Origin of the sequence: Micromonospora sp. NPDC050187, from assembly GCF_044459745.1 — a bacterium.
Taxonomy (GTDB): domain Bacteria; phylum Actinomycetota; class Actinomycetes; order Mycobacteriales; family Micromonosporaceae; genus Micromonospora.
The window spans coordinates 558,099-584,578 of sequence record NZ_JBITJH010000001.1; the positions used below are offsets into that span (position 1 = coordinate 558,099).

Sequence of the window (26,480 nt, forward strand, 5' to 3'; positions counted from 1 at the left end):
CGCCGACGCCGGGTCAGGAGGCCTTGTCGGCCCGTTCCGGAGTGGCTGCCGGAGCGGGCGGGACCGCCTCCGGACGACCGGCCAGCAGCGACTCGCCCGCGACGACCGCCAGGGCCACGAAGGTGACCAGCGCGCCGATGCCGAACACCCCACGCGCGCCCAGCGGCGTCAGCACCAGTCCGCCGACCGCCGCGCCGATCGCGATGCCCACGTTGAACGCCGCCGAGTTGGCCGCGAAGCCGATCTCGGTCCGGCCCGGGGCGACCACCAGGATCCGGGCCTGGGTGGCCATGAACACCGGTGCCGCCGACGCGCCGAGCAGGGCGAGCATGGCGATCACCGCGACCTTCTCGGTGGCGAACAGCCAGAGGCCGAGCAGGGCGACCGCCTGGAGCCCGATGGTCAGCACCAGCGCGCCGTTGGGGAACCGGTCGAGGATCTGGCCGACCCCGCTCACCCCGGCGATGCCGGCGAGCCCGAAGACGAAGAGCAGCACGCTCACCGTCTCGTCGGTGAAGCCGGTGACGTCGGTGAGCAGCCGGACGACGTAGGTGAACCCGGCGAACATGCCGGTCACCGAAACGGCGGTGGCCAGCAACGTGACCACGAACCGGCCGGTGTGCGGGGCGGAGCCGTACGCGCCGTGGCTGTCCTGTGGACGGCTGGTCGGCAGCAGCAGCGCGATCAGCACCAGCGCGGCGAGGGACAGGGCGGTCAGCACCAAAAACGGTGCCCGCCAGCCACCCTGCTGTCCGAGCCAGGTGCCGGCCGGCACGCCGAGCACGGTGGCCAGCGAGCCGCCGACCGACATCACCGCGATCACCCGTCCCCGTACCTCGGGTGCGAAGAGCCCCACCGCGACGGGCGCCATCACCGCCCAGAAGACGGCCTGGGCGACGGCGGTCGCGATCCGGGCGGTCAGCAGCACCCAGTAGCTGGCCGCGATGATCGAGACCAGGGTGGACACCACGAGCACCGCCAGCACGACGGTGAGCACCCACCGGCGGGGCAGGTCCCGGGTCACCTGGGCGAGCGGCAGCGAGACGACGGCCACCGTGAGGCCGTAGCCGGTGACGAGGTAACCGACCGAGGAGAACGTGACGTCCAGGTCCTCGGAGATCAGCGGGAGCAGGCCGATCGGCAGGTTCTCGGTGGTGTTGAAGGTGAAGGCGGACAGGGCGAGAGCCAGCAGTACGGTCACGCGCCGCCAGGTGGCGGAGGCCATTCGTCGGCCGTTCCTTTCCGGGCGTACGGGCGCCCTTGGTCGTCGGTGTCGGTGGTGGACAGGCAGCGGCGCAGGGCCCGGCCGAGCGCGGCCAACCCCTCGCCCCGCCAGATCGAGTAGTGGTCGCCGGGGACGACGAGTTCCGTGACGTCCGAGGCCAGGCCGTCCCAGCGCATCAGGTCGGCGGGGGAGTCGGCGGCGCGGACCACGGTGACCGGACCGTCGTACCCGCCGGTGGGCCGGTAGCGGCTCAGCGCCGTGAGGTGGGCGTCGAACAGCGCGTACCGGTGCAGCAGGAAGTCGTGGTCGAGGTCGTCCGGGAGGACACCGGCCCGGGACAGGGCGGCGAACGTCGCCTCCGGCGTGCTCCCGGCGGGCAGGCCGTCGAGCACCGCCCGGGCCGGCTCGACCGGCTGGCCCGAGGTGGCCAGCAGGTCCACCACGAACCTCGTCGTCCGCTCCGCTCCTGCGGGATGCCGCATCAGGGTCGGCACGACGCTGTCGACGAGGACCAGCGCCGGCACGCCGAACCCGTCGGCACGCAGCCGCTGCGCCAGGTGGTACGCGACCACGCCCCCCATCGACCACCCGAGCAGGGCGTACGCCCGGTCGGGCCGGACCCGGCGCAGCGTGTCCCGGTAGCCGGCCGTGAGGTCGGGCAGCGAGCCGGCCGGCGGCCGGTCGTCGTCGAAGCCGGGCGCCTCCAAAGCGAGGACGGGCTGGTCGGCGTCGAGCAGGGCGGCCAGCGGCAGGTACGGGTAGGGGGACCCGGAGATGGCCGGTACGCAGCACAGCGCGGGCCGGTGCCCGGTGGCGCGGATGGTCAGCACCGCCTCGTCGTCGGTCACCCGGCCGCCTCCCGCCTCGTCGTGCCGTCGATCCGGGCGGCGAGGTCCCGGACCGTGGCGGTGCCGTAGAGCAGGCGCAGGTTCAGCCGTACCCCGAACGTCCGGTTGATCCGGCTGACCACCCGCATGCCCTGCAACGAACTGCCGCCCAGCGCGAAGAAGTTGGCGTCCACACCGACCTCCGGCACCCCGAGCACCTCCCCGAAGATCGCCACCAGGGCGGCCTCGGTCGGGGTGGCCGCAGGGACGGCTCCGCCCCGCGCGGCGGTCGGCTCCGGGTCCGGCAGGGCGGCCCGGTCGATCTTCTGTGAGCTGGTCAGCGGGAACTCGTCGAGCACGCACCACGCGCCCGGCACCAGGTACGCGGGGAGCACCGCGTCGAGGTGGGCCCGGAGTTCCGCCGGGGTCGGCGGCGGCCCGTCGGCGCTGACGTACCCGACCAGGCGGGGCTCCCCGCGCGGGTCGGGGCGGACCACCACCGCCGCCCGGCGGACGCGCGGGTGGGTCAGCAGCGCCGACTCGACCTCGCCGGGCTCGATCCGCAACCCGCGCAGCTTGACCTGGTCGTCGAGGCGACCGAGGAACTCGAGCTCACCGGCGCCGTTCCACCGCACCAGGTCGCCGCTGCGGTAGACCCGGCCCCCGGGGCGGAACGGGTCGGGCACGAAGCGTTCTGCGGTCAGCGCGGGCTGGCCGAGGTACCCCCGGGCCACTCCGACGCCCCCGACGAGCAGCTCACCGGGGGCGCCCCGGGGGGCGAGGCGTCCGTACCGGTCCACCACGTACAGCCACCGGCCGGGGTGGGGGCGGCCGATCGGCGGCGGGCAGTGCCCCCGGACCGGCGCGCACTCGTGGTCGGTGCAGCCCACCGAGATCTCGGTCGGGCCGTACAGGTTGACCATGCGGCGGCCCGGTGCGGTCCAGGCGTCGACCAGATCCGTGGTCAGCACCTCGCCGGCGCTCAGCACGACCCGGAGGGCGGGGTGACCGGTCGGGTCGAGGCTGCCGAGCATGGTCGGGGTCAGCCCGAGGTAGGTGACCCGCTGCGCCCGCATCAGCGCCGACACCTCGTCCGGCGCGGACCCCTCCTCGGGGGAGACGAGCACCAGCGTGGCGCCGACGGTGAGCGCGGTGAGCACCTCGCCGAGGGCCAGGTCGAAGGTGAGCGAACAGAACTGGAGCATCCGGTCGGTCGGACCGAGGTCGAGCACCCGGCGGTTACGGTCGACGAAGCTGACCAGTCCGGCGTGGTCGAGCGCCACCGGCTTGGGTCGGCCGGTCGACCCGGAGGTGGTCACCACGGCGGCCAGGGTGGCCGTGGTGTGCGCCGGTAGCGGCCCCGGCGCGGGTGGCTCGGCCGCCGAGACGTCCAGGGACAGCACCTCCCGGCCCGGCAGCGGCGGCAACCGGTCGACCAGGGTGGACCGGGTAAGCACCACCGGCGGGTCGACCGCGTCGACCAGGCGGGCCAGCCGTCGGGCCGGGTGCGTGGGGTCGAGGATGGTCACCGCGGCTCCGGCCCGCAGCACGCCGAGCACGGCGACGACCAGGTCGAGGTCCCGGTCGGCGACGACGGCGACCACCCGTTCCGGACCGGCTCCGTGCCGGACCAGCCGGTGGGCCAGCGCGTCCGCCCGGCGGAGCAGACCGCCGTAGGTCAGTTCCCGTCCCCGGCAGACCGCGGCCACCGCGTCCGGGCGGGCGGCGGCGACCGCCGCGATCCGGGCGTCCAGTGGGCGTTCGTCGGTCCGGTCCGGACCGCCGTCGCCGAGTGCGAGCAGCGCGGTCCGTTCCCGGTCGGACAGCAGCGCGAGACGCGACAGCGGACGGGCCGGGTCGGCGCACCCGGCCGTCAGCAGGGTGGTGAGGTGGTCGAGCAGCGCCTCGATCCGCCACCGGTCGAACAGCTCGGTCGCGTACGTGAGGTGGACGTCGATGCGGTCGGGCGTGACGGCGAAGTCGACGGAGAGGTCGAACGGGGACCGCTCCGACGGGGGCGGGACCAGCTCGACGGTGAGGCCGGGCAGGGACAGCCCGGCCCCGCTGGTGTCCGCGCCGAGCAACTGCACGCAGACCTGGAACAGCGGGTTGCGGCCCTCGGTGCGGACCGGTCGGACCCGCTCGACCACCTTCGAGAAGGGCACCTCGTCGTGGTCGTAGAGACCGAGACTCGCCTCGGCGACCCGGTCCAGCAGCTCGTCGAAGGCGGGGTCACCGGAGAGGTCGAGGCGGAGCACCACCATGTTGACGAAGAGCCCGACCACGTCCTCCAGCTCCGCCTCGGCCCGGCCCAGCAACGGCACGCCGAGCGGCAGGTCCTCCTGGCCGGCCTCGGTGGCGAGCACCGCCGCCAGGGCCGTGGTCAACAGCATGAAGGGGGACACCTGACGGTCGCGGCAGAGCGCCGCCACCCGGCGGCACAGCGCGTCGGGCAGGGGCCGGACGACCGTCGCGCCGGGCTGCCCGGAGGCGGCCGTCCGGGGCCGGTCGGTGGGCAGGTCCACCGGCGGGACGTCGCGCAGCGTCCGCTCCCAGTGCCGCAGTCCGGACTCGAGCGTCTCCGGGGTCAGCCGGGCGCGCTGGGCCAGCACGTGCGCGGCGTACGTGCGGACGGGCGGTGGCAGTCGCGGGGCGTGGCCGGCGACCGCGGCGGCGTACCCGGCGGCCAGGTCCCGCCGGAGCACCCCGGCCGACCAGCCGTCGGTGACGATGTGGTGCAGGAGCAGCAGGAGTACGTGGTCGTCGTCGGCGAGCCGCAGCAGCAGGAAGCGGTACAGCGGGCCGACCCGCAGGTCGAACGGGGTGGTGACCTCCGCCCGGAGCGTCCGGTGCAGGGCCGCCTCCCGGTCGTCCGGGGTGTCGCCGGACACCGGGCGTACGTCGAGCCGGACCGGGGCGGGCGGGGCGATCTCCTGGTACGGCGTGCCGTCCTCGGTGCCGAACGTGGCCCGCAGCGCGTCGTGCCGGGCCACCAGGCCGGTCAGCGCGGCCCGGAGCGCGGTGAGATCCAGCGTCCCGTGCAGGCGGTAGACGAGCGGGCTGTGGTACGTGGACTCGCCGGGGCTGAGCTGGTCCACCAGCCACAACTGCTCCTGCGCGAAGGAGAGTGGCAGCCGGGTGCTCACGGCCGGTGCGGCGGCTTGCGGGAGCACGCCGCCCACCGTGGGGGCAGGGGACGTCATCGTCGGCATCCTTTCACGGGTCGACCGGTCGTGGGGGGACCTCGGAGGTGTCACCGGTGCTTTTCCGGTTTTCTCGCGTCCTGTTCGGACTGTTGCCCGCCGGTACGTCGAACATGGTCGTCCGGGCGGTGTATGCATTGACAAACCTTGCTAGATTTCCTTCGTTGTCCAACGCGGGGAGGTTGATTTCTGGTGTTCCGGGAGCCGATCGCGGAAATCGCTGAGCTGTTCCACGTCTATCAGTCCGGACTGGTTTTCCACGCGCTCTGCGCGGTGGCCAGGCTGGAGATTCCGGACCGCCTCGCGGACGGGCCCCGGCCGGTGTCCGACCTGGCGGCCGAGGTGGCCGCCGACCCGGACGCACTGCGCCGGGTGCTGCGCCTGCTCGACGGGCACGAGATCGTGACGCACCACCGCGAGACGGACCGGGTGTGGCTCACCGACCGGGGCGAGCTGCTCCGGCGGGACCATCCGATGTCCGTCTGGGCCACCTTCGCCACGCTCGGCGTCTCCGACGTGGCACACCGGCTGGTCGACACGATCCGCACCGGCCGTCCCGCCGTCCCCGGCGCGCTGGGCACCGGGTTCTGGGAGTACCTGGCGGACCGTCCCGACCAGCAGGCGGTGTTCAGCCAGGCGATGGCGGAACAGGCGCGGCTGCTCTCGCTGCCCTGCGTACCCCTGCTGGACTGGCCCGATGGCGGCACGGTGGTGGACGTGGGCGGCGGCAGCGGGGTGCTGCTGGCCGCGGTGCTCGACGCTGCCCCCGGGCTGAAGGGCATCCTGTTGGACCAGCCGCAGGTGCTGCCCCGGGCGGTGGACCGGTTCCGGGAACGCGGGCTCGCCGACCGGGCCGACGTCCGACCGCACGACCTCTTCACGCCCGTGCCGGCCGGCGACGTGTACCTGCTCTCCCGGGTCCTGCACGACTGGGACGACGACGCGGTGGTCGGGATCCTCGGCGCCCTCGCCCGGGGCGCGTCCCCGGGCGCGCGGCTGCGGATCTTCGAGGACCTGCTCCCTGGGTCGGGGCCGCTGGCGGCGACCCAGGCCTGGTCGGACGTGGTGATGATGGTGCTGTACCCGGGAGCCCGGGAACGGACCCTCGGGCAGTACCGGGAGCTGCTGGAGCGGGCGGGCTGGGTGTTCGGGCGGACCGTGGCCGGTCCGCCCGGGATGCACGTCATCGAGGCGTCCCGGAGTGCCGACGACCCTCGGTGAGCGCCGTCCCGCCCGCCGACGGGGCCGGGGTCAGCGCCAGGTCCAGGCGGCGCAGGCCGTTCAGGAAGTTCGACGGCTGACGGACCACTGCGCCGGTGACCTCGAACGCCTCGACCCGCCGGGCCAGGGTCTCCAGCAGGCAACGCAGCTCCAGCCGGGCGAGGGCCGCACCGATGCAGTAGTGCGGCCCGCCGCCGAACCCGAGGTGGGGGTTGGGCCACCGGTCGACCACGAACCGCTCCGGCTCGGTGAAGACGGTGTCGTCGGCGTTGCAGGACGGGAACCACACCACCACCCGGTCCCCGGCCCGGATCGAGGCGTCGCCCAGGGTGGCGTCGACGGTGGCGGTCCGCATCGCGTGCATGGGCGGTGAGGTGTAACGGAGGATCTCCTCCACCGCCCGGTCGGTCAGCTCCGGGTCCTGCCGCAGCCGTCGCCAGACCTCCGGGTGCCGGGCGAAGGCGAGCATCGCGCCGGAGGCGGCGTGCGGGGTCGTCTCCAGCCCCCCGTTCATCAGCCCGTCGCAGTTGAGGACGATCTCCTCGTCGGTCAGCGGCCGGCCGTCCACCACCGCCTGCGCCAGCGCGCTCACCATGTCGTCGCCCGGCTCGGCCCGGCGCCGGTCGAGCAGGTCGGCGAAGTACAGGAAGACCTCGGTGTGCGCCTCGGTCCGGGCCGCCGCCGCCTCCGGGCCGCGTTCGTCGTCGTCGAAGGCCCGCAGGGTCAGCCCGACCAGGTGGTCCCAGTCGGCGGCCGGGACACCCATCATGCCGAGCAGCGCCCACGCCGGCAGCAGCGCGGTGAGTTCGCCGACCACGTCGAACGGCGTGCCCCGGTCGAGCAGTTCCGCCAGTCGCGCGTCGAGCCGGCGGAGCAGCTCGGCGCGGAGCCCGGCCAGCGCCCGGGGCGTGAACCACGCCGAGTGGGCGGTCCGCAGCCGACGGTGCGCGGGGCCGTCGGCGACCACGAGCATCTGCCCGGCGGCGGCCCGGACGGCCTGCGGACTGCTGCCCAGGCGCATGCCCAGGGTCGAGGTGAACTCGGCGGGCCGCCGGAGCAGCTCACTGCCCGCCCGGTGGCCGGTGACCGACCAGAGGCCGCCGTCGGCGGACTCCTGCCAGGCGACGGGGTGCCGGGCCCGGGCCTGCCGCCAGACCGCCAGGTGCCGGTCGGTGGTGAACAGGTGGGGATCGGTCGGGTCGAAATCCTCACCGCCGGCGGTGAACAGGGGGGTACGGGTCAGCACAGGTCCCTCCGGTCGGGGTGCGGAATTGCTGGGGGCGGTGGTGCCATAAATGGGCAGGGCGCGTCGCACGCCGCCGGTTCCCAGCTCATTCCGGAGCGTTTTCCATCACTTATTTTCTGGCACTCGATAATGTGGATTTGTGGGTTAGGCTCGGCTCATGTGACCACCCGTGAATTGTGCGGACGAGGTCGTACCGGGCTGGTGCGGAAATGCCGCCGCCCGATCCGATGGCAACGCGGGACCGGCCGGGTGCGTGTGGAACCACGTCGGTCCCTCGACGCGCGTCCGCCGGGCGTGGGGGAGGAAGCGACGATGTTCAAGGAAGCGACGTTGTACTCGCCGGTGATCCGTACGGAGAACGGCACGGTCTCCGTGGTGTTCGCCGAGGGGCACCCGGGCCGGGACGACCCGGCCTACCAGCGGCACCGCGCGCGGATCGCGAAGGCCGCCCTGGACCACGTGCCCGGCGGCCAGGTCGCCGACGTGGAGTACACCGAGGAGGAGCACGAGCTGTGGCGGATCGTCGGCGCCGAGCTGCGGCAACGGCACCAGCGGTACGCCTGCCGGGAGTTCCTCGACGGCGTGCGCCGGCTCGACCTGCCCACCGACCTGCTGCCGCAGCTCGGCGCGGCCTCGGCGCGCCTGACCGAGCTGACCGGGTTCCGGTTCCGGCCGGCGGCGGGCATCGTCGAGATGCGCGACTTCTACGGTTCGCTCGCCGACGGGCTGTTCCAGGCGACCCAGTACATCCGGCACTGCTCGATGCCCCGGTTCTCCCCGGAGCCGGACATGATCCACGAGGTGGTCGGGCACGGCAGCGCGCTGGCCAGTGACCGGCTCGCGGCGATCTACCGGCGGGTGGGGGAGGCCGCCCGGCGGCTGGAGAGCCACGAGGCGCTCTCCGTGCTCTCCCGGGTCTTCTGGTTCACCCTGGAGTACGGTCTGGTCCGCGAGGACGGCGAGGTGCGAGCCTGCGGGGCGAGCCTGCTCTCCTCGATCGGCGAGCTGGACCAGTTCCGGACGGCGGCGGAGATCCGGCCGCTGGACGCGGCGGCGATGGGGGCCCAGCGGTACCGGGTGGAGGACTACCAGCCCGTGCTGTTCTGCGCGGACTCCTTCGACCACCTGGAGGAGTTCCTCGACCGGTTCCTCGACGGGATCGTCCGGGGACAGCTCGCCGGGGTGGTCGGGTCCTGACCGGGACCGGGGCGCACTGACCGGGCCCGGCCCGGCCGCCACCCGCCGTCGCGGGACGGCCGGGCCGGTCACGGTCCTGCCCCGGCCCGTGCCGGCCGGGCGGCCGACGCGAGCACCCGCAGCAGGTTTCCGCCCAGCAGCAGCTCCCGGTCACGACGGGACACCCCGGCGAAGACCTCGGACTCGCGCACCTCGGTGAGCAGCCGGGGCAGTCCGCCGGTGAGCTGGTTCAACGGCCAGTCCGTACCAAAAATGATCTTGTGGTTGACGCCCAGCCGGAACAGCTGGTTCAACCGCTGCGGCCAGCCGGTGCCCGGCGAGCCGGCGAAGCCCCCGGTGTCGAGGTAGACGTTGCGCCGGTGCAGGGCCAGGTACGAGGTGACGTCGACGTGGCTGACCCCACCGTGACCGAGCACGAACACCAGGTCCGGGAAGTCCCGGGCCGCCTGGTCGACCAGGAGCGGGTGGGCGGGGCCGAAGCTCAGGCTGCGCCCGGTCGGTCCGGTGTGTACGAAGACCGGCATCGACCGGGCCCGGCACTCCTCGTAGTACGGGTAGAGCGCCCGGTCCGACGGTGAGTAGCCACAGGGCGGGTAGAGCTTCATCCCCTCGAAGCCGTACCGGTCCACCAGGTCGGCGAACTCCCGCGCCCCCGCCTCGCCCCGGCGCGGGTCCGCGCCGAGGTAGACCCGGAACCGGCCGGGATGCCGGGCCCGGATCTCGTGGTGGCGGCGGGCCATCCCGGCCAGGGACAGCGGGGTCGACATCACCAGCCCGAAGTCGGGGACGAGCAGCACCGCCGTGGCCACGCCCGCGGCGTCCATCTCGGCCACCAGCCGGTCGGCGTGGTGGTCCTGGTGCTGGGCCACGTACCCCTCGACCAGGGTGGACAGCGGCGGGGCGGTGGTGACCGCGCTCAGCCCCCGGTGCATCCCCGCCGCGACGTCGGTGAGGAAGGCCCGGGGGATGAAGTCGGTGGAGGCGACGTGGCAGTGGCCGTCGTGGATCATCGTCCGAGGCAGTGGTCGAGCAGGGTACGGATCGACGCGTTCGGCCCCGGCACGAAGCTGGTGAAGTCGAAGCGGAGATCGAACCGCTCCTCCAGGAACGACACGAAGGCGACCATGCCCATCGAGTCGAGCAGGCCCTTGGCCAGCAGGGGGGTGTCGGCGTCCAGGTCGACCGGGAGGTCGTCCTCGTTCCACTCCCGGACCCACTCGATGGCTTCCTTCTGCAACGCGGTGGCGTCGACGCTCACTGGTGGCCTCCCGGGGTGGTGGCGGCGACCGGGTCGCCGGCCAGGCGAAGGATGGTCTCTCCCATGATCATTCTTTGGTGGGAGCGACGGACGCCGGCGAAGACGCCGTCCGAGGTGAAGGCGGCGAGCACCGCCGGCAGGGTCGTCGACATCCGGTACGACGGCCAGCAGGTGCCGAACACGATCTTGTGGTTGATGCCGCTGCGGAACAGTCGGTTCAGGTGCGCCACCCAGCCGTCGGCGGAGAGCATCGACGGGAACTGGCTGACGTCCAGATGGACGTTGGGGCGGTGGGCGCACAGGTACGAGGCCTCCTCCACGTGGGTCACCCCGCCGTGGCCGAGGACGAAGTTCACCTGCGGGAAGTCCCGGGCCGCCTGGTCGACCAGCAGCGGCGGACCGTAGGTGAAGTCCAGCGGCGCCCAGCCCGGCCCGGTGTGGGTCAGCACCGGCAGCCCGCGCGCCGCGCAGATCTCGTAGTACGGGTAGAGCCGCCGGTCGCTGGGGGAGTAGCCGGCCGGCGGATAGAGCTTCAGACCGGCGAAGCCGTACTCGGTCACCGTCCGCTCGAAGTCCTCCGGCCCGGCCGCCCCGGCGCGCGGGTCGACCCCCCAGAACACCCGGAACCGGCCCGGGTGCCGGCGGCAGACCCGGTCGTGCAGGCGGGCCAGCTCGTCCGGCGGGGTGGCCCGGGGCGAGACGTGGGAGAAGTCGGCGGCCACCAGGAACGCCCCCGTCACCCCGGCGGCGTCCAGTTCGGCGACCAGACGGTCACCGTCGTGGTCGGAGTGGATGGCCAGCAGGCGTTCGGTGATCGCCGCCCGGTCGACGTCCTGGCCGTGCGCGGCCAGTCGGTGGTGGACGTTCGCGGCCTGCTCCTCGAGGTACTCACGGGGGATGACCCGGTCGCTGGCCAGCACCACGTGCCCGTCGACGATCATGCCGGGTCCGCCTGGGCGGGCGCGTCGACCGCGACGCGGGCCGGGCCGGCGGCGCGGGGGTCGGCCGGGTCGTCGGCCCCGACGTGGTCGGCGAACCAGTCCGCCGCCGCCGTGCGGCTGAGCTTCAGGTTGGCGGTCAGGAACCGGGGGTCGCCGCGCAGCGGCGTGGCGCTGAACACCACGGCGGTGAGGCGTTCGTGGCTCGCCAGGCCGACGTTGACCCGCTCGACGCCGTCCCGCACGGCCGTCCGCTGCTCGGGGGTGTCGACCGTCGGGGTGACGATCGCGCCGAGCCGGTGCGACCGGGTCGGCACCACGATCAGGTCGGCCACCCCGGGCACCCCGGTGAAGCGGGCCTCGATCTCGGCCGGGTGCACCTTCCGGCCGTTGCCGAGGGTGATCACGTCCTTCTTCCGGCCGACCAGGGTGAGGAAGCCGTCCGCGTCCAGCCGGCCGTAGTCGCCGGTGACGATCGTGCCGTCCGGACGGAAGGTCTCCCCGGCCACCTCCGGCGGGACGTCGAAGTAGCCGAGGCTCAGCGGGGCCGGTCGCCGGATGAGCAGCTCACCGTCGGGCCGGAACTCCACCGCGTCCGGGTCGATGAGGCGGCCGACCGTGCCGACCCGGTGCGCGTCGGCGGTGTTCCAGGCGATCATGCCGCTCTCGGTCATCCCGTACGCCTCCAGCAGCGGGACCCCGCCGGCCCAGAACGCGTCCAGGGTGGCCCGGGAGATCGGGGCCATGCCGGTGATCATGAAGCGCATCCGGCCGCCCAGGAACTCGGGCAGCGGCGTGCCGGCCGCGCTGCGCGCGTGCAGCTGCCGGGCCGCGTCGTAGAACACCGGCGGGGCGATGACGAAGGTCGGCTGCTCCTGCCGGATCGCCGCGAAGACCCGCTGGTACGGGGCGAGCACCAGGTCGGCCCCCACCCACAGACAGCAGTAGACGGAGAGCCGCTGCTGGTAGTTGGCCAGCGGCAGGAAGATCAGGTGTCGGTCGGCCGCAGTGATCCCGAAGGCGTCGACGAACCGGTTGATCACGTACTCGGTGCCGGCCCGGCTGATCCGCAACCCCTTCAGCGTGCCGGAGGTGCCCGAGGAGTAGACCAGGCTGTGCAGGTCCGGTGGGATCTCGCCGACCGGGTGCGGCCGGCGGCCGGTCGGGTGCACCCGGTCGCCGTCGACCAGCAGGGCCAGCCCGTGCCGGTCAGCGAACCCCGCGTCGACCGTGGTCTCGTCTCCGAACGCCTGGAGCACCGCCCCGCGCGCCAGCACCGCCAGGTCCCACACCACCCAGTCGATGCTGTTGCCGGCCCGGATGCCGACCACGTCGCCGGGGCGCACCCCGATGGCGCGCAGCCGGCCGACCCGCTCGTCGACGGCCTCGGCCAGCTCGGCGTGGGTCAGTTCCCGCCGCCGCCCGGCGGCGTCGATCTCCACGATCCGCGCGGTGCGCCGGTCGCGGTACCGGTCGGTCAGGTCTGCCAGGTTCATGGTCACGTCCTCGCCATCTCGTCGGCCAGTCGGGCGAGCAGGGCGTCGAGCCGGTCGCTGACGAACGGCCCGAGCTGCCCGGCCAGCAGCGGCTCGTACGGCCCGGACCCGGTGTCCCAGTCGACGCGGACCTCCACCGCGCTGCGCCGGTCGTCACCGTCGACCGGGAGGACCCGGACGGCGCGGTCCAGCCGCCGCCAGAGCCAGTCCGGGACGGCCGAGGCCGTCACCCCCTCCGGTGTGCGGGTGACCCGGTCGGCCCAGACCACCCGGTCGTGTCCGAGCGTCCCGCCGAACTCCGGCTCCAGCCCGTCGTCGGTAGCGCCGGACGGGTCCAGCGCGAACGGGTCCAGCGCGGCCACGTCCAGCGCGAACGGGTCCAGCAGGCGGGGCCGGCGGTGCAGCAGGTCGCGCAGCTCGGCACAGGGCACCGGCAGCAGCGCCGTCCGGACGACGGGCGAGCAGGGCACCGCCGGTCGCCCGGCCGGGTCGTCCTGCCGGGCGTCCACCTCGGTCAGCACCCGTTCCAGCACGTCCAGCCCGTACGCCAGGTCGGCCGGCGTGATGACCATCGGCGGCTGCACCCGCAGCACCCGGCTGTGGTAGAGCGAGTACGTCGAGGTCACGCCGTGCCGCAGCAGCAGCGCCAGCACCATTCCGCCGAGCGTCTCGTCGTGGAACTCCAGGCCGTGCATCATGCCGATGCCCCGGTGCGCGGCGAGCAACCGGGGGAAACGGGCGACCAGGGCGGGCAGCCGGTCACCGAGCGTCTCCGCGTGCGCGGCCACCGTCCGGCCGAACGACTCCTCGGTGGCGATCTCGATGGCGGCCAGTCCCACCCGGCAGCAGAGCGGGTTGCCGCCCAGGCTGGACCCGAAGGTGGACGGCAGCGCCCGCAGGCTGTCCCAGACCGCGTCGGTGCCGAGCACCGCCGACAGGGGAACCACCCCGCCGCCGAACGCCTTGCCCACGCAGACCAGGTCGGGGATGACGCCGAACCGGTCGAAGGCGAAGAAGGGACCGCAGCGGCCGAAGGCGGTCTGCATCTCGTCCAGGATCAGCAGGGCCCCCCGCTCGGTGCAGATCCGGCGCACCCCGGCCAGGTAGTCCGGGTCGGGGACGATCACGCCCCCCTCGGCCTGCACCGGCTCCAGCAGCACCGCCGCGGTGTCGCCGTCCACGGCCCGGTCGATGGCGGCCAGGTCGTTGAAGGGCACCTGCCGGAACCGCTCCAGGAACGGGCGGTACAGCGCGGCGTGCTCGGGACGGTTGGCGGCGCTCAGCGCGGCGAAGGTCTTGCCGTGGAAGCAGTCGAGGGCGCTGACGAACGTGGTCCGCCCGGTGGCGGCGCGGGCCAGCTTGAGCGCGTTGTCGATGCTCTCCCCGCCCCCGTTGGCCAGGTAGGCGTACGGGAGCCGGCCACCGGTCAGCTCGGCCAACCGGGCGGTCAGCCGGATCTGCTCCTCCTCGAAGAGGATCTTCGTGCTGTTCAGCCGGCCGGACGCCAGCTGCTCGGCGACGGCGGCCAGGATCCGCTCGTGCGAGTAACCGAACGACTGGTTGCCGTACTGGTCGAACAGGGCCAGCAGGTCCCGGCCGTCGCCGTCGGTCACATGCGCGCCGGAGCCGGGACCCTGCACCCCGCAGCCCATGACGAAGGACATCGTCGAGTAGGTCGGATGGTTGTGGGCCGCCTTCGCCTCGGCCAGCTCCTGACGACGTGTTCGCACCCTCGTCTCCTCCCGCCCGTGGTCACCGGACAATCCGTGGTCACCGGGCACTGGCGTACGCGTGGTAGTCGGCGAAGAAGTACTGCAACAGGCGACTGCGCCGCCCCTCCGGCGTGCGGGACCGGGCCACCGCGTCCGGCACGTCCAGGTAGGCCACCAGGCTCAGCGGCCCACCGGCGAACCGCTCGTCGAGGTACGGCTCGCCGAGCGGCACGAAGCCGATCTCGACGTAGAAGTCCCGGAGCCGGCCGGAGTTCTCGTCGACGAAGAAGTCCCCGACGATGTGGGTCGCGCCGAAGCGCCGGACGCTGTGCACCAGCGCCTCGCGCATCAGCCCCAGCCCGACCGAACGGCTGCGGATCCGGGGCAGGGTCATCAGGTGCCCGAACTCGACCACCCGGTTGCCCGGCCGCAGCGCGGTCAGGTCGACCACGTCCTCGCAGGGCAGCCCGGCCGCCTGGTCGGGGATGACCTTGACCGTGCCGACCGGCTCACCGCCGTCGAGCGCCAGGATGTAGTGGGCGTACGGGTCGAAGCGGTCGAAGGTCTCCTCGGTGTCGGCGGCGTCGTGCAGCCGCCCCTGGTCCTGGACGTAGACCGCCTCGCGTAGCCGCAGCACGGCCGCCCGGTCCGCCGCCGACTCGGCCAGCCGGAACACCACCCCGGTGGTGGACGGGGCGCTCACCGGCGCACCAACGTCCGGAAGAAGTCCACGTATCCGGGGTGGAAGTGGCGCAGCTGGTGTTGCACCTGCTGGTGCAGCTCGGGCAGGCGTTCGATCGGCAGGTTCGGCATCAGGTGGTGCTCGACGTGGAAGTTGTTGCCGTTGGTGAACCACGTCATCAGCCGGTTCGACCGGATCGTGCGGGTGTTGGCGAACGGGTCGCGGTCCAGGGTGGCGCAGCGGAAGTGCTCCGGCAGCTCGACCAGCGCGTGCACCGGCCCGGCGACCAGCAGCAGCGGGGCCAGCCAGCACCACACCACCAGGGCCTGGCCGAGCAGCACCGAGCCGAGGGTCGCGGCGACGAGCACGGCGAGGACGAGCCGGTGTTCGGCGCGGATCCGGCGGGAGGTGGTGGGGTTCTCCCCGGGGTGGTCCGCACCGCGCAGCGCGCGCCCGGCGTCGACCAGGAACATCCCGTAGTGGTGCAGCATGGTGAAGCGCACCGTCCAGGCCCAGGCGGTGCGTACCCGGGAGCGGGGCCGGTCGGTGCCGTACTGGTCGCCGTAGTCGAAGAACTCGCGGTTGTCCGGGGTGCCCAGGTCGCGGTGGTGCCGCAGGTGGGTCGCCCGGTATGCGGAGAACGAGATCAGCATCGGCAGTCCCAGCAGGACGCCGACCAGCCGGTTCGTCCGCGCGTGGCGGAATCCCAGCCCGTGCAGCGTCTGGTGCTGCAACTCGGCGGCGTGGGCGAACATGCAGCCCAGCACCACCACGCCCAGCACCCGCAGGGCGGTCTCCGGGCGGGTCGCCAGCACTCCGCCGGCGACGGTCAGCAGGGCCCAGAGCGCCAGCTTCGACGCGAAGGACCGGTCGTCGACCTCGGTGCGCAGATGTCGGGCGGCGCTGCGGACGTCGGCCCGGGTGGCGCGCGCGGTGGCCTCATCGGTGGGTTTCACGGGTACCCGTCTCCTCCTGCGGTCGCTCGGTGGTCGGGTGGTGCCGCCGACCCGGCGCCCGCCGGTGCCGGGCCGGTCGCGTCGTCGCCGGTGTCCAGGGCCGCGGCGAGCGCGGTGGCGAGGGCGGCCACCGGCTCCGGTGCCAGCGGGGCCGCGTCGACGTCGAGCAGCCGCTCGCGGACCCGACCCGTCACGTACTTGCCCCAGTCCGGCACGACCGGCGGGTGCCCCGCCCGGTCCGCGCGGGTGGCGAGGACCAGCGGATCCCCGACGAACCGGCCGGGCGTGAACTCGTGCGCCAGGTGGCCGAGCCGGGCGAGGGCGTCGGCCTGGTCACGGACGGCCGACTCGTCGACGCCGGTCAGCCCGCCGCCCCGTTCGTGCAGCAGAGCGGCCACGGCGGCGGCGTCCGGGGTGACCGACGCGGGTCGTGGCACGCCGTACAGGTCGAGGACGCCGAGCAGCGCCTCCCGGTCGGTCGGCGGCGGTGCCGGATGCGTCTCGTCCGGCGGGTAGCTGTCCAGCAGGGCCAGCAGCCCGACCTCCGCGCCGGCCGCCTGCAACGCGACCGCCACCTGGTACGCCAGGTAGCCGCCGGTCCCGCAGCCGAGCAGGTGGTACGGACCCTCGGGCCGGACCTCGCGGATCCGGGCCACGTATGCGTCGACCAGCTCCTGGAAACCGGTCGAGGAGGTCACGCCGCCCTGGAGGCCGTACCCGGGGAGCTCGGCGGGCAACTGGGCGACCAGGCGCAACCAGGGCCAGCTCCGGCCGTCCGGCAGCGGCAGGCAGAACAGCGGCGGTCGGTTGCCGGTGCGTCGCAGCGGCACGGCGACGACCGGACCGGTGGCGGCCACCGACGGGGGACCGATCCGGGCGGCCAGCGCGGAGACGGTCGGGTGGCGGAACAGGTCGCGCACCGACAGGCGGACGTCGAGCAGGGTCCGGGCCCGGCCCAGCAGCCGGGTGGCGGAGAGCGAGTGTCCACCGAGGTCGAAGAAGTTCTCGTTGGGGCCGACCGCCGGCACGCCCAGCAACTCGGCGAAGAGCGCGGCCAGCACCTCCTCCGCGTCGGTCCGGCCGGCCGTCCCGTCACCGGTCGCGCCGGGCCGGTCGGGCGTCGCAGCGTACGGGTCGGGCAGGGCGGCCCGGTCGAGCTTGCCGCTGGCGGTGCGGGGCAGCTCGTCGACCGGGACGACGATCCCGGGGACCAGGTGGGCGGGGAGCGCCTCGGCCAGGCCGGCCCGGATCCGGGCCGGATCGACCGCGCTGTCCGCAGCCGGCACCACGTACCCGACGAGGTGCCGGCCCCCGGTCCCGTCGTCGCGGACCGTGGCCGCGGCCCGGACCACCCCGGGCTGCCGGACCAGCGCGGCCTCGACCTCACCCAGCTCGATCCGGAAGCCACGGATCTTCACCTGGTCGTCGTCGCGTCCGACGAACACCAGTTCGCCGTCGGCGGTCCACCGGGCCAGGTCGCCGCTGCGGTACATCCGCGCCTCGCCGTCGTCGGCGGCGAACGGGTCCGGCAGGAAGCGTTCCTCGGTCAGCGCCCGGTTGCCCCGGTAGCCCAGCGACACCCCCGCGCCGCCGATGTGCAGTTCGCCGACCGTGCCGGTGGGCACCAGTCGCCGCTGCGCGTCGAGCAGGTAGACCCGGACGTTGCGCAGCGGGGTCCCGATCGGCGGGGCGGCGGCCCGGTCCGGGGTGAGCCGACCGCTCATCGCGGTCGAGACCGTCGCCTCGGTCGGCCCGTACCCGTTGATCAGCCGGCAGGCCGGCGCGAACCGTTCGACCACCGTCGGCGCGGACGCCTCGCCGACGATCGACACGGTGGTGCCGGGGGGAAGGTCCTGCGGGGACAGCACGTCGAGCACGGACGGGGCGAGGACGAGGTCGTTGACCGCGCGTTCCCGGATCAGCCGGACCAGCTCGGGACCGGGCGTCAACCGGTCGGCCGGCGCGAGGACGAGGGTGCCGCCGTTCAGCACCGACTGCGTCATCTCGCCGACGAAGGCGTCGAAGCTGGCGGAGGCGAACTGGAGGGTCCGGGTGCCCGGTCCGGAGCCCAGCCGGTCCACCATGGCCGCGGTCAGGTTGACCACGCCCCGGTGGCGCGCCACCACGCCCTTCGGCGTGCCGGTCGAGCCGGAGGTGTAGATCAGGTACGCCGGCTGCCAGGGTGAGGTGGGCAGGGTCCGTTCCCGGTCGGACAGGGGACGACCGTCGAGGGCGGCCAGTCGTCCGGCCAGCTCCGGGTCGTCGAGGAGCAGCCGCCGTACCGGCAGGTGGTCGCCGAGCGCCGAGGTCTCGCGGGACAGCAGCAGCAGACTCGGCTCCGCGTCGGCGACCATGAACGACAACCGGGCGAGCGGGTAGGCGGGGTCGAGGGAGAGGAAGGCCGCCCCGGACTTCAGCACCGCCAGCGCGGCGGTGACCAGCGTCGCGGACCGGGGCAGCGCGAACGCCACCACCTGGCCCGGACCGACGCCCCGGTCGACCAGGTGCCGGGCCAGCCGGTTGGCCCGCCGGTCCAGCTCACCGAAGCTCACCGGCGTGCCGTCGTCGTCCAGGGCGGGCGCGTCCGGGGTCCGTTCCGCCCACTGCTCGACGAGCTGGTGCACGCCGATCGACGGGATGTCCCGGACCGGGCCACGGCCCCAGTCGAGGAGGCGGTCCCGTTCCTCGGCATCGGTCAGGGGCAGGTCGTCCACGGCGGTGCCGGGCTCCGCCGACGTCGCCGCGTCCAGGAAGAAGAGGAACCGCCGCAGGTGCGCGTCGAGTTCGGCGGGCGGGTGGGCGACGGAGTCGGCGTCGAGGAGCAGTTCGGTGTCCCCGTCGGGCAGTTGGAAGAAGACGAGGGAGACGTCGTCGACGTCCGGCAGCGAGAGGGTGCGGACCGTGGCCGGGTGACCGGCGAAGTGCAGCGGGGCGGTCGAGCCCATGACGTTGACCACCGCGCCCCAGAAGGGTCGGCCCTGGCCGGTCCGGCCCAGGTCGCGTCCGAGCAGCGCGGCGGGGTAGCGGCTGTGCAGCAGGCCGGCCCGCAGTTCCGCGCCCACGCCGGTGAGGAGGTCGGCCAGGCTGGCGCCGGCCGGCATCCGGACCCGCAGCGGCATGGCGTTCGTGGTCATACCGGGCACGTCCCGCTCGGCGCGGCTCATCCGGCCGGTGACCGGGAGTCCGAGCAGGACGTCGGCGCTGCCGACCATCCGACCGACGTAGGCCGCCGCGACCCCGACCGCGAACTCCGACCAGCCGACCCCGAACCGCTCGGCGGCGGTCCGCATCCGCTCGGTCCGGGCGACGCCGAGGTGGGCCCGGCGGCGGATCACCTTCCCGCCGCGCCGGTCGTGCCGGCCGGCGAGCCGGGTCGGCTCCGGCCGGTCCGCCAGCCGCTCCAGCCAGTGCCGCCGGTCCCGTTCCAACCGGTTGGAGGCGAGGTACGCGGCCTCACCGTCACCGAGGATCCGCAGCGGCGGGGGCGGTGCCGGCGGGGCCTGACCGGTCGCCAGCGCGGTGTACGTCGCCGCGGTCCGGCGGTGCAACTGGGCGAGACTCCAGCCGTCGACCATCAGATGGTGGACCCGGCGGTAGAGCACGAAGTGCTCCGGGGCCAGCCGGATCAGCGCGGTGGTGCAGAGCCCCGTGCCGAGCCGGTCGACCGGGGCGGCCATGTCGGCGGCCATCCAGGCGTCCGCCGCCGCCTCCGGGTCCGCCTCCGCGCTGACGTCGACCAGGTGCAGCGGCGAGAAGGCGTCCGGGTCGACGTGCTGCACCGGCCCGGCGGCGGTGACCGCGAACCGTAGGCGCAGCGCGTCGCAGTCGCGTTCGACCTGGTGGTGGGCGGCGGTCATGGTGGCGGGGTCGACCGGACCGTGGATGTCGACCCGGTCGGTGATGCTCCAGGACGCTCCGGTGGGGTCCAGTGACTCGGCGTACCAGATCCCGGACTGGGCGCCCAGCAGCGGCCAGTCCGGTCTGTCGTGGTCGAACAACACTGACGCCTCCAACCGGCTCTTGTGTTCCCCCGAGTTCGCGCCGCGCAGATCCAATGAGGTAGCACGACTTTCCCGTGGCCTGCAAATACCTATTTCCTCGCGCCGTCAACTTTGATTCCACATGCTGACCCGGGTGCGCTCAAACAGCAGGTAGTGCGTTTCGAGTTGTGCGAGGCTACTGGTCGTAGTCGCGCTTCGCGAGGAAATAACTACGTGGCAACTGGCGGCTGGGCGTGGTGGGTTCGGTTGGGTTCCGGGTCGCCAGTAGGCGGGTCGGCGCGGGAGAGTGTGCACCTACCCTGCTGTCTGAGCTGCGGAGCCGGCGTGGTCGGGGTGATCCGGCCCGGCGCGGTCGCTGCGATAGCTGTCGATGGGCTCCAGTGGTGCGCCGAGGTGCACAGGTGTCGGTGAGAATGGACAGATTTTTGTGTAGAAATTCACCGCAAGCGATCTCGTGGAGTGCTTTGAGATGCGTATACTCGTCAAGTCATGGGGATGAACGGGGATGGCGTAAAGGGTTTTGCCGAAGAGTTCCGAATGCTCGAACCGCATCTTGACGAGCGGCAGCGCCGGTTGGTGCTGGCCGCTCGGGCCCGGTCACTCGGGCGGGGTGGGATCAGCCGGATCGCCCTCGCCGCCGGGGTGCATCCGAGCACCGTCTCGAAGGGAATCGAGGAGCTCGAGTCCCCGGGGGCGCGCCCTCCACGCGTGCGGCGTCCCGGCGGGGGGCGCAAGCGGCTCACCGAGACCGATCCCGGCCTGATGACCGACCTGCTCGGACTGATGGAACCCCGTCACCAGCCACGTCCGGTGCTCCAGTGGACCACCCGCTCCACCCGGCGGCTCGCCGAGGAGCTGGCCGGCCTGGGGCACCGTGTGTCGGCCTGGTCGGTGAGCCGGCTGCTGCGGGAGGCCGGCTTCCGGCTGTCGACCAGCTCCCGTCCGCTGCTCGCCGGCCAGCAACTCGACCGGGACGCCCAGTTCCACCGGGTCAACGAGCACGTGCAACGGTGCATCCTCGCCGGGCAGCCGGTGATCGTGCTCAGCCTGCGTCGTCGCCAACAGGCGGGGATGGCCGGCGGCGCCGGGCCGGAGTCCCCCGCCGCCGGGGTGGGTGACGCGGGCACGTCCGGCCCTGCGGACGAGGGCGACTGGACCGACCAGCCCGTCGACCGGGACACCTGGGCGGTGGCGCTGGCCACCGTCTCCGGCTGGTGGGCGGAGTCCGGCCAACAGGCCCGCCACCTGCTGATCGTCGCGGACTCCGCCGGACCGGGCGGCAGGTCCTGGCGGTCCGGGCTGACCCGCTTCGCCACCCGGATCGGGGTCACGATCACCGTGTGCCACCTGCCCTCGAACACGATGCGCTGGAACCGGGGAGAGGACCGGGTCCGCTCGAACGTCCTGCTCCGGCTGCCCGGTTCCGTACCGAGCCGGCACGAGGTGGAGATGCGGGTGATCGCCGAGTCGCGGGACGTGGGCGGAGGGGCTCCGATCCCCGCGCCCCCCGGTCCGAGTTCGTGGAACTACCTGGTGACTCCCTGACGCCGTCGTCGACCGGGCTGCGCGGGCGGAGGGGCTCCGCGGTCTCGGTTGGCCTCCCCGCCATCCGCATCGACCGGGCTGCGCGGGCGGACGGGTTCCCGGTCGTGCCGTGGTCGCGGACGGGCGGAGCTGGCCGTCGGCGGCTAGGCTTCCGGCCGTGGCGGGACTGTTGAGGGGTATGGCGGCACGGGTCGGTCGGGTCGCCCGGGGCGGTGGCTCCCCGGCGCACGTTCCCGCCCAGGTCGCCCGGGGGCGTCAGACGGCGGCCCTCCGTCGCCGCCAGCTCGTCTACGCGCCCGAACTGGACGGTCGGGCCGACCCGGGTGAGATCGTCTGGACCTGGGTGGCGTACGAGGACGACCCCCGTCAGGGCAAGGACCGGCCGGTGCTGGTGGTCGGTCGGGAGAGCCGGACCCTCTTCGGGCTCATGCTCTCCAGCCAGAGCGACCGCGACGGCCAGCGGCACTGGTTCCCCCTCGGCCCGGGTGGGTGGGACCGGGACGACCGGCCGAGCTGGGTCCGCCTCGACCGGGTGCTCACCATGCGGGAGGACGGGATCCGCCGGGAGGGCGCGGTGCTGGACCGGGCCCGGTTCGACCGGGTCGCCGGGGTGTTGCGGGCGGAGTACGGCTGGAGGTGAGCCCGCCCTGATCCGACCCGGCCGGGATTCGCGCCCCGGACGGTGGGACGCGATTCACCGGCCAGCTCCGCAGCGCCACCACGAGGGTCAGGACAGCGGGTGGGCGATGCCCCGGGCGTGGTCGGTGACCGCCGCGCCGACCACCCGGGCCTCGATCGGCAGCACCTCCAGGCAGCGACGGACGGCGGCGGCCATCAGCGCGTTGGGCACCCGCATGGAGAGCGTGCAGTGCGGCACCCAGCGTCCCGGCTGGTAGTGCTCGGAGAGGCCGACGCCGGCCCGGGTGAGCCGGGCGTGCACCTCGGCGTGGTGGGCGAGCAGCTCCGGCGTCGGTGTCGGGCCGAGCCAGAGCACCCGTCCGACGAACTGCCCGGCGTACTGGAACGACAGCCGCAGCGGCGCGGCCACCGTCAGCCCGGCGAGTGCCCCGGCGACCTGCTCCGGGTCCAGGCGGGGCGCCACCGCCAGCGACACGTGCGGGCGGTGGCGTTGGTCGAGCAGGTACCGGAGGCTCTGCACCCCGTCGCCCTCCAACGCCTCCCAGAGCACCCGGATCCGCCGGGTGGCGTCGGTGTCGAGATACAGCTCCAGCGCGGCGACCACCGGCCCACCCTAGGGCCCGCGCTCAGGGCACGATCACCGCCCGTCCCGCCACCTTCCCCGCCTGGAGCCGACGGTAGACGTCGACCGCCTCGTCCAGCCCGAACGTGGTGGTCTTCGGCCGGACCAGCCCCCGGGCACCGAGGTCGAGCACCTCGACCAGCTCCGGTCGGCTGCCCCAGTAGGTGGTCTGGATGCTCACCTCGTACGGCACCGAGAAGTAGGAGACCGGCAGGGTGCCGCCACCGATGCCGACGATGGTCAGGTCGCCGACGGTACGGGCGCTGGCCGCGCCCATCCTGAGGGTCGCGTCGACCCCGACGAAGTCGAGCACCACGTCCGCGCCCCGACCGGCGGGCGTGGCCGCCCGGATCTCGGCCACCGCCTCCTCGCCCGAGCGCAGGGTCAGGTCGGCCCCGCACTCGCGGGCCAGGGCGAGCGCCTCGTCCTTGGTGTCCACCGCGATCACCCTCGCCGCGGTGGTGGCCTTGAGGATCTGCACCCCCACGTGGCCGAGACCGCCCACCCCGATCACCACGGCGGTGCTGCCGGGCGGCAGCTTGCCCCAGGAACGGCGGACCGCGTGGTACGGGGTGAGGCCGGCGTCGGTCAGCGGCGCGGCCAGCACCGGGTCCAGCCCCTCGGGCAGCGGGACGACGTGCCGGGCGGCCGGCACGAGCAGGTACTCGGCCATGCCCCCGTCCAGCCCCAGGCCGCCGCCCCCGCCGGGCACCGGCGCACCGGCCGGGTTCTCGCAGTACGTGTCGATACCCAACTGGCAGCGTGCGCAGGTGCCGCAGCCCCACGGGCCGTAGACCGCGACCGGCTGTCCCACCTCCAGCCCGGTGACGCCGGGCCCGAGGGCGTGCACCCATCCCGCGTTCTCGTGCCCGAGGGTGAACGGCGGGTTCCACGGCACCGCCCCCGCCTCGAAGTCGTGCATCAGGTGCAGGTCGGAGTGGCAGGCACCGGCCGCCCCGACCCTGATCACCACCTGCCCCGGCCCGGGGGTCGGCTCGTCCACCTCGACGAGTTCCGGCTCGCTCTTCCAGTCCGGCAGTCGCAGCGCGCGCATCGTCGTCGCCCTTCGTCGTGATCCTGTCTCCTCCGCCACGCGGCGGAGCCGGGCCGGAGACCGTCACCGGCCGTCCGACCGTCGAGCCGACGCCGCGCCGTCCGGGCAGGCCGCCCCGTCGGCCCCGTCTACCCGGCTGGGCCGGGATCTCACCCGGCACGGGTGACGCCTCGTCACCCGTACCGGTGCGACCGTGCGGGCATGGAGGCGTGGCGGGAGGCCGGCGACATGACCGGGCCGGCGGCGGAGTACCTGGCGCACGGCGTCGCCGGCCGGCACACCGACCTGCCCGAGACGACGGCCGGGACGGTGCGCCTGGACGTCAGCGGGAACGGCTCGACCGAACACTGGCACCTGACCATCGACCAGCAGACCGTCCGGGTGACCCGGTCGGCGGAGGAGGCGGAGCTGGTGGTCCGGGCCGACCGGGAGGTCTTCGACCAGCTCGCCACCGGTCGCACCCACATCGTCGGCGCGCTGCTGCGCAACGACGTGACGGCCCGGGGACGTCTGCCGTTGCTGACGGTGCTGCGCCGGATCCTCCCCGGCCCGCCCGGCGCCCGGCACCCCCGCGACGTGGCCCGACAGGAGGGGCGGTGATGAGGGAGGAACGCGTCCACGTCATGACCGGCAACTCCTTCGCGGTCAGCGACACCGAGGGCGACATGGAGTGCGACCCGCGTACCCCGACGGGTCTCTTCTCCTTCGACACCCGGTTCCTGTCCCGGTGGGTGCTCACCATCGACGGCAGGCGGTTCAACGCGCTGTCCCGGAACGACATGACGCACTTCGAGACCCGGTTCCTCCTCGTGCCCGGCGCCGCCAGCCACTACGTCGACGCGGACGTCTCGGTGCTGCGGCACCGCTCGCTCGACCAGAGCTTCAACGAGCGGATCACCGTACTGAACCACTCCGCCGAGCCGGCCGCCTTCGTCGTCCGGCTGGACATCGGGACCGACTTCGCCGACATCGGCGAGATCACCGCGCCGAAGCGGCGGTCGATCCAGGCCACCGTCCGGCCGGAGCAGCGGGAGCTGCGCCTGCGGTACGCCCGGCAGCGCTTCTGCCGGGAGACCGTGGTGACCACCACCCACCCGGCCGAGATCGACGAGACCGGGATGACCTTCCGGATCGTGGTGGAGCCGCACGGGGCGTGGGCCACCGACCTGCGCGTCCTCATGTTCCTGAGCACGGAGGTCGGGCGGGACCTGCGCTCCGACCTGGAGTCACACCGTCGGCACCTCCGTGAGGACATGCGGGCGGACCTGCGCGGATTCCTGGACCGGGCGCCTGAGCTGGTCGCCGAGAGCGAGACGCTGGGTACGGCGTACCGGCGCAGCCTGCTCGACCTGGCCGCCCTGCGGTACACCCCGCTGGCGTACACCGAGCCGCTGCCCGTGGCGGGGATGCCCTGGTCGATGACCCTCTACGGGCGGGACGCCCTGGTCACCGCCTTCCAGACGCTGCCGTACGTGCCGGAGTTCGCCCCGGCCGTGCTGCGCATGCTGGCGTTCGACCAGGGCAGCCGGCTCGACGACCGGTACGACGAGGAGCCGGGCAAGATCCTCGCCGGGGTCCGGTACGGCGAGCGCGGCGCCTTCGGCGAGGACCCGACCACGGTCTACTACGGCGCGGCAGACACCACCCCGCTGTTCGTGATCCTCCTCGACGAGTACGAGCGCTGGTCCGGCGACGCCGACCTGGTGCGCGAGCTGCGCCACCCGGCCCGGATGGCGCTCGACTGGATCGACGAGTACGGCGACTCGCTCGGCGACGGCTACGTGCGCTACCAGCGCCGCAACACCCGTGACGGCCTGGTCAACCAGTGCTGGAAGAACTCCGACGACGCGATCGTGGGCCGGGACGGCCGGGAACCCGGCTTCCCCCGGGCCACCTGCGAGCTCCAGGGGTACGCCTACGACGCGAAGCTGCGGGGTGCGCGGTTGGCCCGTGACTTCTGGGACGATCCGGCCTACGCCGACCGGCTCGAACACGAGGCGGCGCAGCTGCGGCAGCGGTTCGACCGGGACTTCTGGCTGGCGCACCGGGGGGCGTACGCCCTCGCCCTCGGCCCGGACGGAGAACCGGTCGACGCGATCGCCTCCAACCTCGGACACCTGCTCTGGAGCGGCATCGTCGACGCCGGGCGGGCGGACGAGGTGGCCGGGCACCTGGTCGGCCCCGAACTCTTCAGCGGCTGGGGTGTACGCACCCTGGGCTCCGGGCAACGGCGCTACAACCCGGTCGGGTCCCATCTCGGCGCGGTGTGGCCGTTCGACACCGCGCTCGCCGTGGCGGGTCTGCGCCGTTACGGTCTCCACCGGGAGGCGGCCCGGGTCGCCCGGGGCATCATCGACATGGCGGCGCACTTCGCCGGCCGGCTCCCCGAGCTGGTCGCCGGGTACGACCGGCAGATGACCCGTTACCCCGTCCCGTTGCCCGCCGGCGGCTCTCCGCAGTCGTGGTCGGCGGGGGCCACGCTGATGGTGCTGAGCGCCATCCTCGGGCTGGCTCCGTGCGGCGGCAACCTCCTGGTGGACCCGGCGCTGCCCGAGGGGCTCGGCCGGGTCGAACTGCTCGACATTCCGGGGCGCTGGGGACATGCGGACGCGTACGGGCGGGACCGGGCGGCGGGGCGGAGCGGTCCGTCACGCTGAT

General features: G+C 73.7%; 20 protein-coding genes. 6 read left to right on the forward strand and 14 right to left on the reverse strand.

The features are described 5' to 3' along the window. Positions 1 to 13 precede the first annotated feature (13 nt). The 3 genes from ACIBJE_RS02780 to ACIBJE_RS02790 are packed head-to-tail and all read right to left on the reverse strand — an operon-like array spanning position 14 to position 5,255. On the reverse strand, positions 14 to 1,225 hold the full coding sequence (locus ACIBJE_RS02780; RefSeq protein ID WP_396742035.1) for an MFS transporter: 1,212 nt from the start codon (positions 1,223 to 1,225) through the stop codon (positions 14 to 16). Further along, entirely contained in the window at positions 1,198 to 2,073 is an 876-nt protein-coding gene (locus ACIBJE_RS02785) for an alpha/beta fold hydrolase (RefSeq protein WP_396742037.1), read from the reverse strand. Before ACIBJE_RS02785 ends, ACIBJE_RS02780 begins: the two co-directional genes overlap by 28 nt. After that, positions 2,070 to 5,255 (reverse strand): amino acid adenylation domain-containing protein, encoded by a 3,186-nt coding sequence (locus ACIBJE_RS02790; protein WP_396742038.1) that lies wholly within the window; start codon positions 5,253 to 5,255, stop codon positions 2,070 to 2,072. The genes ACIBJE_RS02785 and ACIBJE_RS02790 overlap by 4 nt, the downstream gene beginning before the upstream one ends. A 192-nt stretch (positions 5,256 to 5,447) precedes the next feature. Here ACIBJE_RS02790 and ACIBJE_RS02795 point away from each other — a divergent pair, with 192 nt between their 5' ends. After that, complete coding sequence (locus ACIBJE_RS02795; protein ID WP_396742040.1) at positions 5,448 to 6,476, forward strand: ArsR family transcriptional regulator; 1,029 nt, start codon at positions 5,448 to 5,450, stop codon at positions 6,474 to 6,476. Here the strand turns inward: ACIBJE_RS02795 and ACIBJE_RS02800 are convergent. Next, positions 6,439 to 7,722 carry a cytochrome P450 gene (locus ACIBJE_RS02800; RefSeq protein WP_396742042.1) on the reverse strand — a complete coding sequence of 428 codons (1,284 nt, stop codon included), beginning with the start codon at positions 7,720 to 7,722 and terminating at the stop codon, positions 6,439 to 6,441. The genes ACIBJE_RS02795 and ACIBJE_RS02800 overlap by 38 nt on opposite strands. 312 nt (positions 7,723 to 8,034) lie before the next feature. Between ACIBJE_RS02800 and ACIBJE_RS02805 the strand changes: the two genes are divergently transcribed. Then, the gene (locus ACIBJE_RS02805) at positions 8,035 to 8,919 is read left to right on the forward strand and encodes a phenylalanine 4-monooxygenase (protein WP_396742044.1); all 885 of its coding nucleotides are present in this window, start codon (positions 8,035 to 8,037) and stop codon (positions 8,917 to 8,919) included. Positions 8,920 to 8,987: 68 nt separating this feature from the next. Here ACIBJE_RS02805 and ACIBJE_RS02810 read toward each other — a convergent pair whose 3' ends face one another. From ACIBJE_RS02810 to ACIBJE_RS02845, 8 genes are read right to left on the reverse strand one after another with little or no spacing between them, the layout of a single operon-like run. Further along, positions 8,988 to 9,929, reverse strand: coding sequence for an amidohydrolase family protein (locus ACIBJE_RS02810; RefSeq protein ID WP_396742046.1), 942 nt, complete (start codon positions 9,927 to 9,929; stop codon positions 8,988 to 8,990). Then, positions 9,926 to 10,177 carry a phosphopantetheine-binding protein gene (locus ACIBJE_RS02815; protein WP_396742048.1) on the reverse strand — a complete coding sequence of 84 codons (252 nt, stop codon included), beginning with the start codon at positions 10,175 to 10,177 and terminating at the stop codon, positions 9,926 to 9,928. Before ACIBJE_RS02815 ends, ACIBJE_RS02810 begins: the two co-directional genes overlap by 4 nt. Next, a complete protein-coding gene (locus ACIBJE_RS02820; RefSeq protein ID WP_396742050.1) occupies positions 10,174 to 11,118 on the reverse strand; it encodes an amidohydrolase family protein in 945 nt (314 codons plus the stop codon). The genes ACIBJE_RS02815 and ACIBJE_RS02820 overlap by 4 nt, the downstream gene beginning before the upstream one ends. Then, a complete protein-coding gene (locus tag ACIBJE_RS02825; RefSeq protein ID WP_396742052.1) occupies positions 11,115 to 12,611 on the reverse strand; it encodes an AMP-binding protein in 1,497 nt (498 codons plus the stop codon). The genes ACIBJE_RS02820 and ACIBJE_RS02825 overlap by 4 nt, the downstream gene beginning before the upstream one ends. A gap of 2 nt (positions 12,612 to 12,613) precedes the next feature. Continuing rightward, complete coding sequence (locus ACIBJE_RS02830) at positions 12,614 to 14,341, reverse strand: aspartate aminotransferase family protein (RefSeq protein WP_396742054.1); 1,728 nt, start codon at positions 14,339 to 14,341, stop codon at positions 12,614 to 12,616. Between the two features lie 40 nt (positions 14,342 to 14,381). Continuing rightward, a complete protein-coding gene (locus tag ACIBJE_RS02835; RefSeq protein ID WP_396742056.1) occupies positions 14,382 to 15,026 on the reverse strand; it encodes a GNAT family N-acetyltransferase in 645 nt (214 codons plus the stop codon). Next, the gene (locus ACIBJE_RS02840; RefSeq protein ID WP_396742058.1) at positions 15,023 to 15,961 is read right to left on the reverse strand and encodes a fatty acid desaturase family protein; all 939 of its coding nucleotides are present in this window, start codon (positions 15,959 to 15,961) and stop codon (positions 15,023 to 15,025) included. The genes ACIBJE_RS02835 and ACIBJE_RS02840 overlap by 4 nt, the downstream gene beginning before the upstream one ends. Beyond that, positions 15,958 to 19,962 carry an amino acid adenylation domain-containing protein gene (locus tag ACIBJE_RS02845; protein ID WP_396742059.1) on the reverse strand — a complete coding sequence of 1,335 codons (4,005 nt, stop codon included), beginning with the start codon at positions 19,960 to 19,962 and terminating at the stop codon, positions 15,958 to 15,960. The genes ACIBJE_RS02840 and ACIBJE_RS02845 overlap by 4 nt, the downstream gene beginning before the upstream one ends. A 537-nt stretch (positions 19,963 to 20,499) precedes the next feature. Between ACIBJE_RS02845 and ACIBJE_RS02850 the strand changes: the two genes are divergently transcribed. Then, on the forward strand, positions 20,500 to 21,507 hold the full coding sequence (locus ACIBJE_RS02850) for a hypothetical protein (protein ID WP_396742061.1): 1,008 nt from the start codon (positions 20,500 to 20,502) through the stop codon (positions 21,505 to 21,507). A gap of 157 nt (positions 21,508 to 21,664) precedes the next feature. After that, positions 21,665 to 22,147, forward strand: a complete 483-nt coding sequence (locus ACIBJE_RS02855; protein ID WP_396742063.1) for a type II toxin-antitoxin system PemK/MazF family toxin — start codon at positions 21,665 to 21,667, stop codon at positions 22,145 to 22,147. Positions 22,148 to 22,234: 87 nt separating this feature from the next. Here ACIBJE_RS02855 and ACIBJE_RS02860 read toward each other — a convergent pair whose 3' ends face one another. Beyond that, positions 22,235 to 22,750, reverse strand: a complete 516-nt coding sequence (locus ACIBJE_RS02860; RefSeq protein WP_396742065.1) for a 2'-5' RNA ligase family protein — start codon at positions 22,748 to 22,750, stop codon at positions 22,235 to 22,237. A gap of 22 nt (positions 22,751 to 22,772) precedes the next feature. Continuing rightward, positions 22,773 to 23,822 carry an NAD(P)-dependent alcohol dehydrogenase gene (locus ACIBJE_RS02865; RefSeq protein WP_396742067.1) on the reverse strand — a complete coding sequence of 350 codons (1,050 nt, stop codon included), beginning with the start codon at positions 23,820 to 23,822 and terminating at the stop codon, positions 22,773 to 22,775. Between the two features lie 228 nt (positions 23,823 to 24,050). On the opposite strand from ACIBJE_RS02865, the gene ACIBJE_RS02870 reads away from it, so the two are divergent. Beyond that, positions 24,051 to 24,422 carry an SCP2 sterol-binding domain-containing protein gene (locus ACIBJE_RS02870; RefSeq protein ID WP_396742241.1) on the forward strand — a complete coding sequence of 124 codons (372 nt, stop codon included), beginning with the start codon at positions 24,051 to 24,053 and terminating at the stop codon, positions 24,420 to 24,422. After that, complete coding sequence (locus tag ACIBJE_RS02875; RefSeq protein ID WP_396742069.1) at positions 24,422 to 26,479, forward strand: glycogen debranching N-terminal domain-containing protein; 2,058 nt, start codon at positions 24,422 to 24,424, stop codon at positions 26,477 to 26,479. Before ACIBJE_RS02870 ends, ACIBJE_RS02875 begins: the two co-directional genes overlap by 1 nt. Position 26,480: the final 1 nt, after the last annotated feature.

Excerpts from the sequence above, each read along its gene's own strand:
- ACIBJE_RS02780 (WP_396742035.1), bottom strand. The coding sequence starts at position 1,225 with ATGGCCTCCGCCACCTGGCGGCGCGTGACCGTACTGCTGGCTCTCGCC.
- ACIBJE_RS02790 (WP_396742038.1), bottom strand. The coding sequence starts at position 5,255 with ATGACGTCCCCTGCCCCCACGGTGGGCGGCGTGCTCCCGCAAGCCGCC.
- ACIBJE_RS02805 (WP_396742044.1), top strand. The coding sequence starts at position 8,035 with ATGTTCAAGGAAGCGACGTTGTACTCGCCGGTGATCCGTACGGAGAAC.
- ACIBJE_RS02810 (WP_396742046.1), bottom strand. The coding sequence starts at position 9,929 with ATGATCCACGACGGCCACTGCCACGTCGCCTCCACCGACTTCATCCCC.
- ACIBJE_RS02820 (WP_396742050.1), bottom strand. The coding sequence starts at position 11,118 with ATGATCGTCGACGGGCACGTGGTGCTGGCCAGCGACCGGGTCATCCCC.
- ACIBJE_RS02825 (WP_396742052.1), bottom strand. The coding sequence starts at position 12,611 with ATGAACCTGGCAGACCTGACCGACCGGTACCGCGACCGGCGCACCGCG.
- ACIBJE_RS02850 (WP_396742061.1), top strand. The coding sequence starts at position 20,500 with ATGCTCGAACCGCATCTTGACGAGCGGCAGCGCCGGTTGGTGCTGGCC.
- ACIBJE_RS02865 (WP_396742067.1), bottom strand. The coding sequence starts at position 23,822 with ATGCGCGCGCTGCGACTGCCGGACTGGAAGAGCGAGCCGGAACTCGTC.
- ACIBJE_RS02870 (WP_396742241.1), top strand. The coding sequence starts at position 24,051 with ATGACCGGGCCGGCGGCGGAGTACCTGGCGCACGGCGTCGCCGGCCGG.
- ACIBJE_RS02875 (WP_396742069.1), top strand. The coding sequence starts at position 24,422 with ATGAGGGAGGAACGCGTCCACGTCATGACCGGCAACTCCTTCGCGGTC.